Source organism: Aquabacterium sp. (genome assembly GCF_021768455.1).
Taxonomy (GTDB): Bacteria; Pseudomonadota; Gammaproteobacteria; order Burkholderiales; family Burkholderiaceae_C; genus Aquabacterium.
Genome location: NZ_JAIZVX010000096.1, coordinates 1 through 17,201, shown reverse-complemented (window position 1 = coordinate 17,201; position 17,201 = coordinate 1). Strand labels below are relative to the sequence as shown.

General features: G+C 63.7%; 18 protein-coding genes, 1 tRNA gene and 1 pseudogene. 5 read left to right on the top strand and 15 right to left on the bottom strand.

Features of this window, described 5'->3' with window-relative positions:
- The 12 genes and pseudogenes from QZ994_RS13165 to QZ994_RS13110 all read right to left on the bottom strand — a co-directional run.
- Positions 1-477, bottom strand: a pseudogene (locus tag QZ994_RS13165) (sugar ABC transporter permease); the annotation flags it as partial.
- Entirely contained in the window at positions 478-2,007 is a 1,530-nt protein-coding gene (gene mmsA / locus QZ994_RS13160) for a multiple monosaccharide ABC transporter ATP-binding protein (RefSeq protein WP_290872241.1), read from the bottom strand. It lies immediately after the preceding pseudogene.
- Positions 2,008-2,083: 76 nt separating this feature from the next.
- The gene (chvE, locus tag QZ994_RS13155; protein WP_290872233.1) at positions 2,084-3,154 is read right to left on the bottom strand and encodes a multiple monosaccharide ABC transporter substrate-binding protein; all 1,071 of its coding nucleotides are present in this window, start codon (positions 3,152-3,154) and stop codon (positions 2,084-2,086) included.
- Positions 3,155-3,225: 71 nt separating this feature from the next.
- Complete coding sequence (locus QZ994_RS13150) at positions 3,226-4,311, bottom strand: Gfo/Idh/MocA family oxidoreductase (protein WP_290872229.1); 1,086 nt, start codon at positions 4,309-4,311, stop codon at positions 3,226-3,228.
- Positions 4,312-4,329: 18 nt separating this feature from the next.
- Positions 4,330-5,322: an inositol 2-dehydrogenase gene (gene iolG, locus QZ994_RS13145; protein WP_290872226.1), complete on the bottom strand. Its 993-nt coding sequence runs from the start codon at positions 5,320-5,322 to the stop codon at positions 4,330-4,332.
- 17 nt (positions 5,323-5,339) lie between these two features.
- Complete coding sequence (locus QZ994_RS13140) at positions 5,340-6,221, bottom strand: sugar phosphate isomerase/epimerase (protein WP_290872223.1); 882 nt, start codon at positions 6,219-6,221, stop codon at positions 5,340-5,342.
- Between the two features lie 71 nt (positions 6,222-6,292).
- Positions 6,293-7,195 carry an intradiol ring-cleavage dioxygenase gene (locus QZ994_RS13135; protein ID WP_290872220.1) on the bottom strand — a complete coding sequence of 301 codons (903 nt, stop codon included), beginning with the start codon at positions 7,193-7,195 and terminating at the stop codon, positions 6,293-6,295.
- A gap of 134 nt (positions 7,196-7,329) precedes the next feature.
- Entirely contained in the window at positions 7,330-8,244 is a 915-nt protein-coding gene (locus tag QZ994_RS13130) for a LysR family transcriptional regulator (RefSeq protein ID WP_290872217.1), read from the bottom strand.
- Between the two features lie 234 nt (positions 8,245-8,478).
- Positions 8,479-8,566: transfer RNA gene (locus QZ994_RS13125), tRNA-Ser, on the bottom strand.
- Positions 8,567-8,639: 73 nt separating this feature from the next.
- Positions 8,640-9,959, bottom strand: a complete 1,320-nt coding sequence (serS, locus tag QZ994_RS13120; protein WP_290872215.1) for a serine--tRNA ligase — start codon at positions 9,957-9,959, stop codon at positions 8,640-8,642.
- Between the two features lie 69 nt (positions 9,960-10,028).
- Positions 10,029-11,015 (bottom strand): 4-hydroxy-3-methylbut-2-enyl diphosphate reductase, encoded by a 987-nt coding sequence (ispH, locus tag QZ994_RS13115; protein WP_290872212.1) that lies wholly within the window; start codon positions 11,013-11,015, stop codon positions 10,029-10,031.
- 13 nt (positions 11,016-11,028) lie between these two features.
- Entirely contained in the window at positions 11,029-11,493 is a 465-nt protein-coding gene (locus QZ994_RS13110) for an FKBP-type peptidyl-prolyl cis-trans isomerase (RefSeq protein ID WP_290872209.1), read from the bottom strand.
- A 90-nt stretch (positions 11,494-11,583) separates the two neighbouring features.
- Between QZ994_RS13110 and radC the strand changes: the two genes are divergently transcribed.
- Positions 11,584-12,252 (top strand): DNA repair protein RadC, encoded by a 669-nt coding sequence (gene radC, locus QZ994_RS13105; protein ID WP_290872206.1) that lies wholly within the window; start codon positions 11,584-11,586, stop codon positions 12,250-12,252.
- A 99-nt stretch (positions 12,253-12,351) separates the two neighbouring features.
- Positions 12,352-13,053, top strand: a complete 702-nt coding sequence (locus tag QZ994_RS13100) for a Smr/MutS family protein (protein ID WP_290872203.1) — start codon at positions 12,352-12,354, stop codon at positions 13,051-13,053.
- A 2-nt stretch (positions 13,054-13,055) separates the two neighbouring features.
- Here QZ994_RS13100 and QZ994_RS13095 read toward each other — a convergent pair whose 3' ends face one another.
- Genes QZ994_RS13095 through QZ994_RS13085 form a run of 3 tightly spaced genes read right to left on the bottom strand, consistent with a single transcriptional unit; the run spans position 13,056 to position 15,052 of the window.
- Positions 13,056-13,472, bottom strand: a complete 417-nt coding sequence (locus QZ994_RS13095) for a group II truncated hemoglobin (protein ID WP_290872201.1) — start codon at positions 13,470-13,472, stop codon at positions 13,056-13,058.
- A 39-nt stretch (positions 13,473-13,511) separates the two neighbouring features.
- Positions 13,512-14,309: a MinD/ParA family protein gene (locus QZ994_RS13090; RefSeq protein WP_290872198.1), complete on the bottom strand. Its 798-nt coding sequence runs from the start codon at positions 14,307-14,309 to the stop codon at positions 13,512-13,514.
- Between the two features lie 8 nt (positions 14,310-14,317).
- Positions 14,318-15,052 (bottom strand): GGDEF domain-containing protein, encoded by a 735-nt coding sequence (locus QZ994_RS13085; protein WP_290872239.1) that lies wholly within the window; start codon positions 15,050-15,052, stop codon positions 14,318-14,320.
- 285 nt (positions 15,053-15,337) lie between these two features.
- On the opposite strand from QZ994_RS13085, the gene QZ994_RS13080 reads away from it, so the two are divergent.
- The 3 genes from QZ994_RS13080 to QZ994_RS13070 all read left to right on the top strand — a co-directional run.
- On the top strand, positions 15,338-16,165 hold the full coding sequence (locus tag QZ994_RS13080) for a CheR family methyltransferase (RefSeq protein ID WP_290872236.1): 828 nt from the start codon (positions 15,338-15,340) through the stop codon (positions 16,163-16,165).
- A 20-nt stretch (positions 16,166-16,185) separates the two neighbouring features.
- Positions 16,186-16,917, top strand: a complete 732-nt coding sequence (gene cheD / locus QZ994_RS13075) for a chemoreceptor glutamine deamidase CheD (RefSeq protein WP_290872195.1) — start codon at positions 16,186-16,188, stop codon at positions 16,915-16,917.
- A gap of 15 nt (positions 16,918-16,932) precedes the next feature.
- Positions 16,933-17,201, top strand: a 269-nt coding sequence (locus tag QZ994_RS13070) for a response regulator (RefSeq protein WP_290872192.1), incomplete at its 3' end; no start/stop codon positions are given.

Here is a 17,201-nt window from a genome sequence, read left to right as displayed (position 1 = left end):
TTGCAGCACCAGGTTGGTCAGCCCGCGGAACACCAGCATGCCCGCCAAAGTCACAATGAACGACGGCATGTTCCAGTAAGCCACCCAGTAGCCCTGAGCCGCACCGATCGCGGCGCCGACGGCAACGCAGATCACCGCCGCCCACAGGTAATGAACGTGATGCTCCACCATCATCACGGCGGCCAAGGCGCCCACGAATCCGGCAATCGATCCCACGGACAAATCGATCTGCCCAGACACGATGACCATCAACATGCCCAGCGCCATCACCACGATGTAGCTGTTCTGGAGAACCAGGTTGGTCAGGTTCAATGGCTGCAACAGCACGCCATCGGTCTGCAGCTGGAAAAATGCCACGATCAGCAACAAGGACAGGATCAGACCTGATTCGCTGAGGGTGCGTTTCAGAACCCGCCCCCACTCCGTCTTCTTGTGCTCTCCGGCGGCGGCCACGACTGTCGACAACGTCTTTTCCATTCAGATCTCTCCGTTGCGCATGATTGCGCGCATGATCTTTTCCTGGGTGGCTTCCTCTGCATCGAGTTCACCCACGAAGCGACCTTCATTCATCACATACACGCGGTCACACATGCCCAGCAGTTCCGGCATTTCCGAAGAAATCATGACCACACATTTCCCGGCGTCCACAGCCTGATTGATGATGCTGTAGATCTCGTATTTCGCCCCGACGTCGATGCCTCGGGTCGGCTCATCCAGAATCAGCACGTCGGGGTTGGAAAACAGCCATTTGCTGATCACCACCTTCTGCTGATTGCCACCAGACAGGTTCCCCACGATGTGGTTCACCCCCTGGCAACGCACGCGCAACTTCTTGAGGAAGTCGGCCGCCACCGAGAACTCCTGGTGCTCGTCCAGCACGCCGTGGCGTGACACGCCCGCCAGGTTGGCCAGCGAGATGTTCTTCTGGATGTCTTCGTCGAGCAGCAGGCCATTGCCCTTGCGGTCTTCGGTGACGTAGGCCATGCCGCAATCAATGGCCTTGCGGACGGTGGAGACGTCCACCTCGCGGCCCTTGATGCGCACCACACCCTTTTTCTTCTTGCCATAGGCCTCGCCAAAGAGGCTCATGGCCAACTCCGTGCGCCCCGACCCCATGAGGCCAGCGATGCCCACGATCTCGCCCCGTCGCGCAACAAGGTTGACGCCTTTGATCACCGTCCGGTTCTTCTGCGTGGGATGGTCCACATGCCAGTCCCGGACCTCGAAAATCGGCTCTCCGATGTTCGGCGTGCGCTTGGGGTAGCGGTCCGCCATCTCTCGCCCCACCATCGCCTGGATGATGCGATCCTCACCCACCGTTTGCGTGTGACAGTCCATCGCGTCCACGGTGGCGCCATCTCGAATGACGGTGATCGCATCGGCCACGCGAGAGATCTCGTTGAGCTTGTGCGAAATGATGATCGAGGTGACGCCCCGCTCTTTCAATTCCAGCAGCAGGCGCAACAAGGTGTCGCTGTCCTTTTCGTTGAGGCTGGCCGTGGGCTCGTCGAGGATCAGCAGTCGCACATCCTTCGACAAGGCCTTGGCGATTTCCACCAGCTGCTGCTTGCCAATGCCAAGCGACCCGATCGCCGTGTCCGGCGACTCGGTCAAGCCCACCTTGCGCAAGACGCTCTGCGCAGCCTTGTGAGACGACTCCCAGTCAATCACCCCATATCTGGCCTTCTCTCCGCCAAGGAAGAGGTTCTCCGTGATGGACAGCATCGGCACCAGGGCCAGCTCCTGGTGAATGATGATGATGCCGGCAGCCTCGCTGTCCTGGATGCTGGCAAAGGCACGGACGCTGCCGTCATAGTGAACCTCACCCTGGTAAGACCCGTGGGGGTAGACACCACTGAGGATCTTCATCAGTGTGGATTTTCCCGCACCGTTTTCGCCGCACACCGCATGGATTTCTCCTCGGCGCACGGTCATGCTGACATTCGAGAGTGCTTTGACATGACCAAAGCTCTTTTGAATGCTGCGCATCTCGAGAATGTTTTCCATCTGCTTCCCCTCTGCACCTGAAAGCCTGACCAGATGAGCCCCGCTCGGACGGGCGCTCACCGTGCATGCCAGGCGCTTACTTCAACTGGGCTTCGCTGTAGTACTGGGAGTCGGTCACGAGGGCCTTCTTCCAGTTGCCTGCATCGACCAGGATGGGCTTGATCAGGTAGGTCGGGACGATCTTGGCGCCGTTGTTGTAGCTCTTGGTGTCGTTGATCGTGACGGTCTTGCCTGCCAGGGAGTTGTCCACCATGTCAGCGGCCACGCGGGCCAATTGCCGGGTGTCCTTGAACACCGTGGCGGTCTGGTCACCACGGATGATGGCCTTCACGTTCTGAAGGTCGGCGTCCTGACCCGTGATGATCGGCATGGGCTGCCCGCCGTTGCCATAACCCACGCCCTTGAGCGAGGAGATGATGCCGATGGCCAGACCGTCGTTGGGCGACCAGACGGCATCCAGTCGTGCGCCGCCGTAGAAGGCACTCATGACGTTGTCCATGCGGGCCTGCGCCGTGGCGCCATCCCAGTTGGGGGTGGCCACCTTGTCCATGGCGAGCTGCTTGCTGCGCACAACGAACTTGCCGGAGTCGATGTAGGGCTTGAGCACCGACATGCCGCCGGCATAGACCATGTGGGCGTTGTTGTCGTCGGTCGAGCCACCGAAGATTTCCAGGTTGATGGGCGACTTGCTGCCGCGCTTTTGCCAGTTGCTGACGATGCTCTGGCCTTGGAGAACACCAACCTGATAGTTGTCGAAAGTGACGTAGTAGTCGACGTTCTTGGTTTGACTGATCAGACGGTCATAGGAGATGACTTTGATGCCACGCTTGGCCGCCTGGGCCAGGGTGTCCGAGAAGGTCTTGCCGTCGATGGGCGCAATCAGCAGGGCCTTCACGCCTTTGGTCATCATGTTCTCGACCTGGTTCACCTGGGTCGGCACATCGTAGTTCGCGTACTGCAGGTCGACGGTGTAGCCCTTCTCCTTCAAGGCCGCAACCAGGCTGTTGCCATCGTTGATCCAGCGGGATTCGGTCTTGTTGGGCAAAGAAATGCCCACCACACCCTTGGACTGTGCCCACGCACTGCCCATGGTCAAGGCCATCACCGAGGTCACTGCGGCCGCAACGGCCATCTTTCGCAAAGTCATGTCAGTCTCCGTTTGTTGTCAAAATCCATTCGTGCGAATGGCCATGCCGACGCGTCGCCGGCAATCTCAGATCAGTCAATGAACACTTCGGCACCAGCCAGCTTGGACGAGGCGAACATGGCCTCGATCACACGGCTGATGTTGAAAGCCTGTGAAGCAGGCACCACGGACGGTGTGCCCTGGTGGAAGGCATCGAAGAAGGCGTTGGCTTCGCGGTCGAAGTAGACCGGGTTGCCGATCTCGGCCAGCTCAGGCGAGTACTCGGTCTTTTTGGTGGCCCAGATCTCGGGGAAGCTGGTCTCTTGCCACTCGGTCCAGCCTTCGGGGTGGGCACCCTTGCCGGCGTCGTAGATCTTGTAGCTGGCCGGCAGCGAGCGCGAGGACATGATCCCCTCGGTGCCATAGGCGGTGATGTCCCAGCTCTCCGTCCAGGGCAGCACGTCCCAGGACATGAAGTCCAGCACCACCACCTTGTCTTCGTAGTTCAGCACCGCACCGGCCGCGTCTTCACGCGACTCGGCACCGTGGAAGTTGGGGAACTTGGTGATGCGGGCGTTCACCGACTTGGGCACGCCGAAGTGCAGCAGGATGCGGTCGACCAGGTGACAGCCGATCACGAACACCGCGCCACCGATGTCCCCGGGTTGGGTCATGTGGCTGGTGGCGGCTTCGTTGTGCGAGCAACCACCGTGTGCGCGAACCTGCACGATCTTGCCCAAGCGGCCCGACTGGATGGCCGATTGCATGGCGTCCACCGAAGGCGCAAAGCGCCAGCAATAGCCCACCTGCACCAGGCCGCCCGTGCGCTCGACCACGTCCATGATGCGCTTGGCGTCGGCGGCACTGCGGCCTGCCGGCTTCTCGCACAGCACGGCCTTGCCGGCTTCCAGCGCCTCGATGGTCAGGTCGGCCATCTTCTCGCTCTTGGAGTGCACCAGCACCACGTGCACGTTCTCGTCGGCCAGGATCTCTTCCTTGCTGCGGGCCTGCAGGCCCAGGGCATCCACGAAGGGGTTGAGCAAGGGGCTGGTGTCCCAGGCACCCAGCATCACGGCATCTTGCCGACGCTGGATCGCCTTGACGCGCCCGGAGGTGTGGGGGTGCGTGATGCCCAGACAGGCAACACCCAGCTTCTTTCCTGCAGCCAGTTTGGACATCTCGGCTCTCCTTGTGCGTCAGACTTTTTCGAAGCGGCCGGAGGCCACCGAGCGCAGCGCGGCTTCGGCCAGGCGCAGGGCCTGCACGCCGTCGTCCACCGTGGTGGGCAGCGGGGCGTTGAGCTGCAGGGCGCGGATGAAGGCCTGCAGTTCGTTGGCGTAGGCCTCCTGGTAGCGCTCCAGGAAGAAGTTCAGCAGGGGTTCACGGGCGTCGGTCGCGTCCTTGGTCCAGCGGCGGATGGTGGAGGGCCGCAGGTTGTCTTGCAGCAGCATGCCGGTCGAGCCGAACACTTCCATGCGCTGGTCGTAGCCGAAGACCGCTTCGCGGCAGCAGTTGATGTGGCACTGCTTGCCCGAGGCCGTGCGCAGCTGCAGCATCACGGTGTCGTGGTCGTTGAACTCTTCGATGGTGGGGTCGACCAGGTTGCTGGCCATGGCGAAGACTTCGGTGGGCTCTTCACCCAGCAGCCAGCGGGCCATGTCCAGGTCGTGGATGACCATGTCGCGGAAGATGCCGCCGGAATGGGCCACGTAGTCGCGCGGGGGCATGCCGGGGTCGCGGCTGCTGATGATGACCTGGCGGACGGCGCCGACTTCACCCGCGTCGATGGCCTTGCGCATGGCTTGAGAGGTGGGGTCGAAGCGGCGGTTGAAGGCCAGCATGACCTTGCCGTTCAGACGCTTGACCTCGTTGGCGGCCCACAGCGACTTTTCCATGTCGAGGTCGATGGGCTTTTCGCACAGCACGGCCTTGCCCAGTTTCACGGCTTCCAGCAGGAAGGTGACGTGGGTGTCGGTGGGCGTGCCGATCACGACGGCGTCCACGTCCGCACGGGCCAGGGCCTGGCTGGCGTCGGTGGTGTGCTCGCAACCCAGCTTGTCGGCCAGGTCCTTGGCGTTGGTGCCGAAGGGGTCGGCGACGACCACCAGCTTGGCACCAGGGCAGTTCTTGACGTTGGCGGCATGGATCTTCCCGATGCGGCCCGCACCCAACACAGCAACTCGAATCATGTTTTCTCTCCGGACGGTCATTTGGTGAAGTGCTTGGTCAGTTCAAACTGACGAGCGGTGGTGTCGTAGGCGCGTTTGGCCATTTCCTTCAGGGGCAATTTCCTGAATTTCTCGGAAATGATTTCCACGCCGAAATAAGGCAGCTTGCAGCCGGCGTCCATCAGCGCGTCGATGAAGGCGGGGCAATTCATGGCGCCTTCGCCGCACAATTGCCGCTGGAATCGGGTGTCTTCGAACAGGGTGCCGATGATTTCGGTGTTGGCGTCGTCCAGTTCCACACCGGTGATCAGGTGGGCGGGGATTTTCGCCACTTCGGCGTAATCGCTGCCGCCGCGGGCCACGTGCCAGGTGTCGACCATCAGGCCGCCGTTGGGCTGGTTGGCCTGGCTGGCGATTTTCAGGGCGTCGTCGATGTTGCGGATGATCGAGAACGGCATGAATTCGATGGCCACCGAGGCGCCGGCCTGGGCCACGTCCTGGCAGAGTTTGGCAAACTCATCGGCCAGGTGCGCATGGTCGATCGGGCCTTCATCCAGGTGGCTGGCGCCGATTTTCAGGTTGCGCATGCCCAATTGCGCACCCAGCTCGATCACTTCCTTGCGAAATGTGTCCGACTTGGCTCGCAGGGCGCCGTCGCGGTACCAATCCACCAGGATTTCCAGCTCGAAATACTTCAGGCCGTTGTCCTGCAAAATGGACCGCACGCCTTGGATGCCATACACCTCGACGCTGTGCTTGAGGTCATCGAGGATCAGGCCGATGCCTTTCCAGCCGGCTGCGGAAGCGGCTTCGGCGCGTTCCCGAAGGGGAAATGGGCTGATTTCCGTGAGGGCGCAGGGATACACGTCTCCGGCGATCGTCCAATATGCTGCGAGCAATTCAGGTTTGGGGGCGCTCATGATTTGTCCAGGTCAAAGTCACCCACGACGCGCCATGCGCCGTGCGGTATTCGTGGTTCAGGGAAAAACGTTCAGGCTGCTGCTTTGGCGGGCGCCAGGCAGAAATTCCAGTTCACGCGCCAGAACGGCGTGCTGAGGCCAAGCGCTTGGGCTTGCTTCAGGTCTTCCACCTTGTCGAAATCTGCAATCAATTCCTTCTTCACACCAAAAACCGTGTCATCTGGAAGGTATTGGCAATCGGGCGCAAAGATGTGCGTGATCACGGTTTCGTAGCCCGGGGCACTGACGATGAAGTGCAGGTGCGAGGCCCGGTTGGGGTGACGGCCCATGGCGCGCAGCAGCTTGCCCACTGGGCCATCGTCCGGGATGGGGTAGTGGCGGGGCTTCACCGACTTGAACCAGTAGCCGCCACCGTCGTCTGCGGTGAAGATGCCGCGCAGGTTGGATTCAGGCTGGATGCCCTGCTGCTGCACGTCGTAGAAGCCGTCGTCGTTGGTCTGCCACACCTCGATCTGGGCGCCCGGGATAGGCTGGCCGTCGACGCCCAGCACCTGGCCCTTCACCACCAGCGGCTCGCCCTTGCCGTCCAGGCAAATGCTGCGGCCGTGCTCGTAATGCGGTGCATCGGCCACGTAAAACGGGCCCAGGATGGTATTGGGCGTGGCGCCACTGGGGCGGCGGTGGTTGATGGCGTCCACCAGCATCGAAACACCCAATATGTCTGACAGCAGAATATATTCCTGCCGCCAGTCATTGCACATTTGACCCGTTGAAGTCAGGAATTGAATGGCCGCCAGCCATTCTTCATGGGTGGGCTCGATTTCCTTGATCGCCGCGTGAAGGTGATTCACGATGGAGGTCATCACCTGATGCAAGCGCGGAGGAATGTCCGCACCCATGCGGCTGTTCACCACCTCGGCCGATTGCATTTCCTCGAAATATGCAATGGGGGCCGCCGCTCGACTGTCTTGCATCTTTGTCTCCAACGTTTTGTGTTGCGTTGGAGGCAAGTCTATATTCCCTCTAGATGACTTCAAAGAGCGCCAAAGTGGAATCTCTTTTGCAGCAAACGAGAAAGTCGGGGTTTACCCTTGAAATTAGTGCGCAGTCAGCTCGTCCAAAGCCTTTCGAATTCATGAATTCGGAAACGTTCAACCAATGCATCAATGAAAACCCTGACTTTCATCGGCATGTAGCTGCGTGTCTGGAAGGCCAGGTTCATGGTCAGACGAGGCAGGTCCCAGGCATCGAGCACCGGAACCAGGCGGCCGGCCACCAAATCGTCGTAAAGGATGTACTTGGGCTGCACAAGGATGCCCATACCGCTGAGTGCCGCGACCCTGAGGATTTGGCCATCATTGGACTCCAGCAAGGGCTTGACGGTGATCATGATCGACTCACCGTCACGCTGGAACAGCAATTCACGGGGGTTGTCGGCCAGCCCATAGTTCAGGATCCGGTGGCGCGCCAGCTCACCGGGGAAGCCGGGTGTCCCATGTGCGGCGAGGTACTCCGGGGATGCGGCGAGGATGCGACGTGTGGCGGCGAGGCGGCGAATCGTGATGTTGCTGTCCGCCTCGAACACCTTGGTGCGAATGGCCACGTCGATGCCGTTTTCGATGATGTCGTAATAGCGATTGGCCGACACCAGCTCCACCGAAATGTCAGGGTACCGGGCTGAAAACGCGGGCAACATCGGCGCGATGTGGAGCATGCAAAAAGACAAGGATGCGGTGACCCTCAACACCCCGCTGGGCTGCACCATCGCGTCACGAACAGCCGACTCCGCCTCCCCCAGATCCAACAGGATCGACTTGCAGCGGCGCTGGAACTCCTGCCCTGCTTCTGTGAGGCTCAGGCTGCGAGTGGTCCGGCGCACCAGCTGGACCCCCAGCCTGGATTCGAGCGACACCAGGTGCCTGCTGGCAGCAGAGACCGAGATGTCCAGCCCCTCGGCGGCCTTGCTGATGCTGCCGGTCTCTGCGACCTCGACAAAGAGCTTGATTTCGGTGAGGTAGTCCATGGCGCAATGGGGAGCCAAGCAGGCTCGCAAAGTGGGGCAATGAGCCCGAGACAGGGGCGAATTGTGTCTCCGAAGTCAGAGAGAACCAGTGATCACCCCTCCATGTACAGCGCTCCGCCCCCGCCTTCCTTGACGCCATGGCGCTTCGCCCAGGAACGCCAGGAGCAGCGGAAGATGGCGGCGGCATCAAAAACCAAAAAGCCCCAAGCGAATCAATCACTTGGGGCTTTGTGCTGGCGGAGAGGGTGGGATTCGAACCCACGGTACCTTGCGGTACGCCTGATTTCGAGTCAGGTACATTCGACCACTCTGCCACCTCTCCTAAACTGGTGCGTCCGTGGTCAACGGCGTAGCCCTCAACTATAGCAGGGTTTCACGCCGTTTCGCAAACTTCATCAAGCCGACAACACTTCGGCGCCGCCCAGGTAGGGGCGCAGGGCCACGGGCACCCGGATCGAACCGTCGGCCTGCTGGTGGTTTTCCAGCACCGCCACCATGGCGCGGCCCACGGCCAGACCCGAGCCATTGAGCGTGTGCACGAACTCGTTCTTGCCTTGCGCGTTCTTGAAGCGGGCCTGCATGCGGCGGGCCTGGAAGGCCTCGCAGTTCGAGCATGAGCTGATCTCGCGATAGGTGTTCTGCGCGGGCAGCCACACCTCCAGGTCGTAGGTCTTGGCGGCGCCAAAGCCCATGTCGCCCGTGCACAGGCTCACCACCCGGTAAGGCAGCTCCAGCTTCTGCAGGATGGCTTCGGCGTGCGTGACCATGTCTTCCAGGGCCTGCTCGCTCTGCTCGGGGGTGGTGATTTGCACCATCTCCACCTTATCGAACTGGTGCTGGCGGATCATGCCGCGGGTGTCCCGGCCGGCGCTGCCCGCCTCCGAACGGAAGCAGGGGCTGTGGGCGGTCAGCTTGATCGGCAGCTGCTCTGCGGGCACGATGGTGTCGGTCACGGCATTGGTCAGCGTCACCTCAGAGGTGGGGATCAGGTACCACTTGGTGCCCGCCACATCGCCGTCACCCGACGTGACGTGGAAGAGGTCCTGCTCGAATTTGGGCAGCTGGCCCGTGCCCTGCAGCGCCTTGGCCTGCACAAGGTAAGGCGTGTAGCACTCGGTGTAGCCGTGCTCCTGGGTCTGCACGTCCAGCATGAACTGGGCGAGTGCGCGGTGCAGGCGGGCGGCAGGGCCCTTCAGGAAGGTAAAGCGCGAACCCGAGAGCTTGGCGCCGGTGTCGAAGTCCAGGCCCAGCGGGGCGCCCAGGTCGACGTGGTCCTTGGGCTCGAAGGCGTAGCTGCCGGGCGTGCCCCAGCGGCGCACTTCCACATTGCCGGATTCGTCATGGCCCACCGGCACGCTGGCCTGCGGCAGGTTGGGCACGGCCAGCAGCATGCTCTGCAGCTCGGCCTGGATGCCATCGAGGCGATCGGCGCTGGCTTTGAGCTCGTCGCCAATGCCGCCCACCTGGGCCATCACGGCCTCCACCTCGGCGGCAGTGTCTTCGCCCTTCGCGGCCTTGCCCTTGAGCATGCCAATCTGCTTGGACAGGCTGTTGCGCTGGGCCTGCAGTTCTTCGGTGCGGGTCTGGATGGTCTTGCGCTCGGCCTCCAGTTCACGGAAGCGGGCTTCGTCAAGGAAAGGCTGGGGGTTCTTGCGCGTGGCCAGGCGGGCCAGGGTGGCGTCAAGGTCTTTGCGCAGCAGGGCGATGTCGAGCATGGTGGATCTTCTTGGGGGATTCGGTGACAGGCTCATCACATGAGCCACAGACAGATGGGGCGGTGGTGTTCAGGGGGCAGATCGCTCGGAAGGCAGCGGCCGGTCTAGTCCGGTACCCCCCAGGCCCTTGGGCAGCGGGAAGCGCACGTGCTCTTCCACGCCCTGCATGCGGCGCACCGAGACGGCACCCAGGGCCTTGAGGCGGGAGATCACCTGCTGCACCAGCACGTCGGGGGCCGAGGCCCCGGCGGTCAGGCCCACCCGGGCGCGGCCATCGAACCAGCTGGCTTGCAGGTCTTCCGGGCAATCGACCATGTAGGAAGGCGTGCCCAGGCGCTCGGCCAGTTCGCGCAGGCGGTTGCTGTTGGAGCTGGTCGGGCTGCCCACCACGATGACGATGTCGACCTGCGGCGCCATGAGCTTGACGGCATCCTGGCGATTCTGCGTCGCGTAGCAGATGTCCTGCTGCTTGGGCTCGCGGATCAGCGGGAAGCGCTGCTTGATGGCCGCGAGGATGGCCGCCGCGTCGTCGACCGAGAGCGTGGTCTGCGTGACCACGGCCAGGCGCGACGGGTCCTGCACGGTCACACGCTGCACATCGGCCTCGTCTTCGACCAGGTAGATGCCGTCCGTCAGCTGGCCCATGGTGCCCTCGACCTCTGGGTGCCCCTTGTGGCCGATCATGATGAACTCGTAGCCCTCGCGGCGCAGCTTGGCCACCTCGATGTGCACCTTGGTGACCAGCGGGCAGGTGGCGTCGAAGATGGCGAAACCGCGACGCTCGGCCTCCTGGCGCACCTCCTGGCTCACGCCATGGGCACTGAAGATGAGCGTGGCGCCGGGCGGCACCTCGGCCAGGTCCTCGATGAAGATGGCCCCCTTGGCCTTGAGGTCGTTCACCACATAGGTGTTGTGCACGATCTCGTGGCGCACGTAGATGGGCGCGCCGAACTGGGCCAGGGCCCGCTCGACAATCTCGATGGCGCGGTCGACCCCGGCGCAAAAACCGCGGGGTTCGGCGAGCAGCACATCCTGCACTTGCTGGGCAACGGTCATGCGGCGCCTTGCGTCAGAGCACGCCGATCAGCTGCACTTCGAAGGTGAGCGGCTGACCAGCCAGGGGGTGGTTGAAGTCGAACAGGGCGCTGTCGCCCTCCATTTCGCGGATGACGCCGGCAAAGGAACCCTGGCCATCGGGCGTGGGGAACTGCACCACGTCGCCCACGGACCAGGTCTCGTCCAGGTCACCCAGCTGGCGCAACAGGGAGAGCGCCACCTTCTGGATCATTTCCGGATTGCGGGGGCCAAAGGCCTCACCCGGCTCGAGCTGCAAGGTGGTGTGCGTGCCTTCGGCCAGGCCGATCAGGCGGGCTTCCAGCGCAGGAGACAGCTCACCCGAACCCAGGGACAGGGTGGCGGGCTTCTCGTTGAAGGTGTTGACGAGGTCGTCACCGTCCGGGCCGACCAGGCGGTAGTGCAGGGTCAGGAAAGAACCGGGGACGACGGTGGGAACGGGCGTGGACGCAGTGGTCATGGGGCGCCCCACCCTTCAGGAGGATGGGTTTGGGATGGCAGCAAAACGACAATTTTAGTTTTGAGAACACCACCCAGGGAAGACAGGGCCATGAAAGACTTGCCGGCGGCCATGCGGCCACGCGAAAAACTGCTCTCGCTGGGGCCTGCTGCCCTGGCCGATGCGGAGCTGCTGGCCCTGCTGCTGCGCACCGGCATGAAGGGGCTGGGCGTGCTGCAGCTGGCCGAAAAGGTGCTGGGTGACCTCGGTGGCCTCAGCGGCCTGCTGCAGGCGCAGCCGGCCCAGCTCAAGCGCCTCAAGGGCCTGGGGCCGGCCAAAAGCGCCGAACTCATGGCCGTGATGGAGATGGCCCGGCGCAGCCTGCAGGGCGGGCTGGCCACCCAGCCGGTGTTCAACTCGCCCCAGCTGGTGAAGGACTACCTTCAGCTGCGCCTGGGCAACCTGCCGCACGAGGTGTTCGCGGTGCTCTTCCTCGATGCCCAGCACAGGCTGATCGCCTGCGAGGAGCTGTTCCGGGGCTCGCTCACGCAGACCTCGGTCTACCCGCGCGAGGTGGTCAAGCGCACGCTGGAGCTCAACGCCGCCAGCCTGATCCTCGCCCACAACCACCCCTCAGGCCTGCTGGAGCCCTCGCGAGCCGACGAGCTCCTCACCCAGACGCTGAAAAGCAGCCTGCAGCTGATCGACGTGCGCATCCTCGACCACCTCGTGGTGGGGCGCGGCGGGGCGCTGTCCTTCGCCGAGCGCGGGCTGATCTGAGCGCCAGAGAGGGGGTGCCGGCCGCCCACGGGTAAATCAGCCCGCATCTGTCCGCGGCCATGGCCGGATCAGTCGTGGGATTGAGTTAGGCTTGACCCCGTGAAAAACGGGAGCAAACCGACCACCCACACGCCCTTGCGCGACTTCGCTGACCTCAAGCGGGCGCTGGGCAAGGCCGCCAAAGAGGCGGCTGCACGCGCTGAGCAGGAACGGGCCGAACGCGCCAGGCTGGAGGCCGCCCAGAAGGCCAAGGAGGCCGAGCGCGACGTCTTCCGCCGCAGCGTGGGCCAGGTCCACGGGCTGCCCGACACCGGTCGCGCCGAACTGCCGCGCACCAAACCCCAGCCCATCCCGGCCAAGCGCCAGCTGGACGAAAAGGCCGTGATGCAGGAGGCCCTGTCGGACGAATTCGACGTGGAAAGCCTGCTGGAGACCGACGCATCGCTGTCCTGGCGGCGACCGGAGATCGGCATCGACGTGGTGCGCAAGCTGCGACGTGGCGTCTGGGCCCTGCAGGGCGAACTCGATCTGCACGGTCTGCGCACCGACGAAGCCCGCGTGCGCCTGAGCGGCTTCCTGCGCGAGGCCCAGCTCAAGGGCTGGCGCTGCCTGCGCGTGGTGCACGGCAAGGGCCTGGGCTCACCCGGCAAACAACCGGTGCTGAAGGACAAGGTGCACCGCTGGCTGGTGCAGAGCGAGCGCGTGCTCGCCTTTGTGCAGGCCCGCGCCGACGAAGGCGGGCACGGCGCCGTGGTGGTGCTGCTGCAGCCTGGCCGCAACGCCAGCGACCAGGGCGGCTGAGCTCACACGCCGCGGTTGCGCATCCAGTCGGCGGTTTCGAAAAAGGCTTTCTGCAGACGCGGCACCAGATCGGGGTTGACCTGACACTCGGCCATGGCCTGGTCCATGCAGGCCAGCCACTCGTCGCGCTCCTTGATGCCGATGGAAAACGGCATGTGGCGGGCTCGCAGACGCGGGTGACCAAAGCGCTCGATGAACAGATTGGGGCCGCCCAGCCAGCCACTGAGGAACCAGTAGAGCTTGTCGCGGGCGTCGTCGAGCGACGGACCGTGGACTTGGCGCAGCACGGTGTAGGCCGGCTCGATGTCCATCAGGTCGTAGAAGCGGTCGACCAGGGTGCGAACGGCGGTGTCGCCACCAAGCAGTTCGTAGGCGGTGGGTTGGCTGAGGTCCTCGACCTCGTCATCGTGGGCAGACATGCGCCCACTCTAGCAGGACGCACGAACCAGCGAGGAGACTCAGCGACTCAAGAGGCGCGTGGCGATCTGCACCACGCTTTGCGCAGCCGGGCTGCCGGGGTGCAGCTCCAGCAGCAGGGTGCGCTTGCGCACGGCCTCGCGCACCGAGGTGTCCAGCGGGATGTCGCCCAGGAAGTTCAGGCGGGGCACGTTGCCATTGGCGCCCTGCACAAAGCGCTCGACCACCTGCTGCAGCTGGTTGCAGATGGTGCGGCCGTCGCCCGTGCGGTTGACCTGGTTGACCACCAGGTTCAGCTGCTCGCGCCCCTGCTGGGCCGACAGCACCTTGATGGTGGCGTAGGCGTCGGTCATGGAAGTGGGCTCGGGCGTGGCCACCACGATCACCTCATGGGCCATGGAGATGGCGTACAGCACCACATCGGAGATGCCGGCGCCGGTGTCGATGAGGATGACGTCAAAGCGGGGCTTGACCGCGTCGAAGATGGTGAGCAGCTGCTCGCGTACCTCGGGCGTCAGGCGCGAATACTCGACCAGGCCGGAGCCGGCCAGGAGCACGGAAAAACCACCCGGGGCAGGCAGGATCGCCTCTTCCAGCTGGGCCTTGCCGGTGAAAACGTCATGCAGGGTGATCTTGGGATAGAGGTTCAGGACCACGTCGAGGTTGGCCAGGCCCAGGTCGGCGTCGAGCACCAGCACCTTGAGGCCCTGGCGCGACAGGGCCGCCGCCAGGTTGGCGCTGACGAAGGTCTTGCCGACACCACCCTTGCCGCTGGTGATGGCCACCGTGCGGGCAAGACGGGCTGGTGCGGAGGCATTGGGAGAGTCGTTGGCAGACATGGGCACCATCATTCCGTGGTTTTCGGCACGGCGTCGTCACTTCCTGAGGCCGAATATGGGTCGTATTGCGCAAGGCCGGCAAAGAGCAGGCCTTTTTCTTCGGCGCTCACCACGGTGAGCGGGGGCATGTCGAGGCAGGTGCGGTTGCGGCCTTCCGATTTGGCGCGGTAGAGTTGTTGATCGGCTCGCTCGGACCACAGTGTGGGCGAAGAGCGCACCCACTGGGGCGCAAAGGCACCACCAATGCTCACCGTGACCGAGAGGTGCTGCCCACCGATGATGGCCACCGACTGCGTGGCCACCCGTTTGCGGATGCGCTCCGCCACGGTCTGACCGAAGGCGGGCGGGCAATTGGGCAGGATGATGGCGAATTCTTCGCCACCCAGGCGGGCGACCAGGTCCATGGGGCGCACGCAGTCCTGCAGGCAGTTGGCCACCGACTGGATGACCACGTCGCCCGCGGCGTGGCCGTGGGTGTCGTTGACCTTCTTGAAGTGGTCGATGTCGGCCACCAGCAGCAGGGCCGGTTCCCCCACGCGGGCCACGCGGTCGACCTCGCGGGCGATGGCGGTTTCGAACTGACGGCGGTTGGACAGGCCGGTGAGCGCGTCTCGGCTGGAGACGTCGCACAGGCCATCGATCACGCTCTGCAGCCACTCCGGTGAATGCGGCTTGGCATCGGGCGGGGCGATCCAGCCTGCCTGGAAAAGCAGGTTGAGCGCCATGTCGAGGCGAAGCCCCATCACGCCGGAACGATCGTCAGGCGGGCCAGGTGGAACGTGGTCGGAGGTGGTGATGGCAAACCCCAGGCGGGCAGATCAATTGCGTTCCAGTCTATCAGGCACATGTCACGCGAAACCCCGAAAACCGGGACTTTGGCGCAGCAGATCTGCCCATGGCATGCCGATTGTGGCGGGCAAGCTGACAGCCTCCTCAAGCCCTGGCCTCCGGGGCCGATATCCCTTGTGCGGCACCTTGTCCGCGTGCCGTGCCACCGCCGCCCCATGCAAACTTCCACGCCCGACTCGATGACCCTGGTCAATGACCGGGAGTTCCCATTCCACGCCAGAGACTTCGCCCGGGTGCGCGCCCTGATCCATGAGCGCGCCGGCATCAGCCTGCACGAAGGCAAGCAGGCCATGGTCTACAGCCGTCTGTCGCGCCGGCTGCGCGAGACCGGCCACCCCAGCTTCGAGGTCTACCTGAAGTGGCTGGAAACGGCCAGCGGGCCACAGGCCCAGCAGGAGTGGCAGGAGTTCGTGAACTGCCTGACCACCAACCTCACCAGCTTCTTCCGTGAAGAACACCACTTCCACACGCTGACCGAATGGCTCAAGGCCCGTGGTTCGCAGCCCACACGCATCTGGTGTTGTGCCTCGTCCACCGGCGAGGAGCCCTACTCCCTGGCCATGACCGCGGCCGAAAGCCTGGGCCTGCACGCGCCGGTCAAGATCATCGCCAGCGACATCGACACCAATGTGCTGACCACCGCCTCGCGCGCGGTCTACGACGCCGAGGCGCGCGGCCTGAGCCCGCAGCGCCTGCGCAGCTTCTTCCTGCGCGGCAAGGGCGCCAACTCCGGCAGCATCCGCGTCAAGCCCGAACTGGCCCGCATGGTCGAGTTCCGTCCCTTCAACCTGATGCAGACCAGCTGGCAGCTGGGCGACCCGTTCGACGTGGTCTTCTGCCGCAATGTGATGATCTATTTTGACGCCCCCACCCAGCGCAAGGTGCTGGAACGCATCCACGGTGTGATGAAACCCAAGGGCCTGCTGTTCGTGGGGCACTCCGAAAACTTCACCGAATCCCGCGACCTCTTCCTCCTGCGGGGCAAGACGGTCTACGACCGGGTCTGACAACCGCTGGCAACAAGGACATGGCCATGATCAGCAGCACCTCGACCAGCCCATTGCGCGCAGGCACCCCACCCCCAGGAGGCCTGGCCGCCGCGGCTTCGGCCGCACTCAACCAGGGCCTTTCGCCCCGCACCGACCGCCTGGCCAAACTCAAGGCCCGCAGCGCCAAACCGGGCGAAGCCTCTTTCTTTTTCTACGACGCGCACTTCAAATCGGAAGCCGTGAAGGTGCTGCCGGGCGAGTACTTCTGCTTCAACGAAGACGTGCTCATCATGACCACGCTGGGCTCCTGCATCGCCGTGTGCCTGTGGGACCGCCAGGCCAAGGTCGGCGGCATGAACCACTTCATGCTGCCCGACAACGGCGGCGGCGCCAGCGACTCGGGTCGCTACGGCTCCTACGCCATGGAACTGCTGATCAACGAAATGATGAAGATGGGCGCCTCGCGCATGACCATGGAGGCCAAGGTCTTTGGTGGCGGCGCCGTGATCAGCGGCATGAACACCATCAACGTGGGCGAGCGCAACACGGCCTTCGTGATGGACTACCTCAAGACCGAACGCATCCCGGTCGTCTCGAAAGACGTGCTGGACATCTATCCCCGCAAGGTGTGCTTTCTGCCCTACAGCGGCAAGGCCATGGTCAAGCGCCTGGCTGCGAGCAACCCCGAGGCCATCGTGCAGCAGGAACGCGCGGCCGCGAAGAACGTGGCGCCCGCGTCGACAGGCGGCGGCTCCATCGACCTGTTCTGACACCGGAGAGACAACATGGCCAAGATTCGCGTGGTGGTGGTGGACGATTCCGCCCTGGTCCGCAGCATGCTCACCGAGATCATCAACCGGCAGCCCGACATGGAGTGCATCGGCGCGGCGGCCGATCCGCTGGTGGCGCGGGAGATGATCCGCAACCTCAACCCCGATGTCATCACGCTGGACGTGGAAATGCCCCGCATGGACGGCATCGACTTCCTCTCCAAGCTGATGCGCCTGCGCCCCATGCCGGTGGTGATGGTGTCGACGCTGACCGAGCGCGGGGC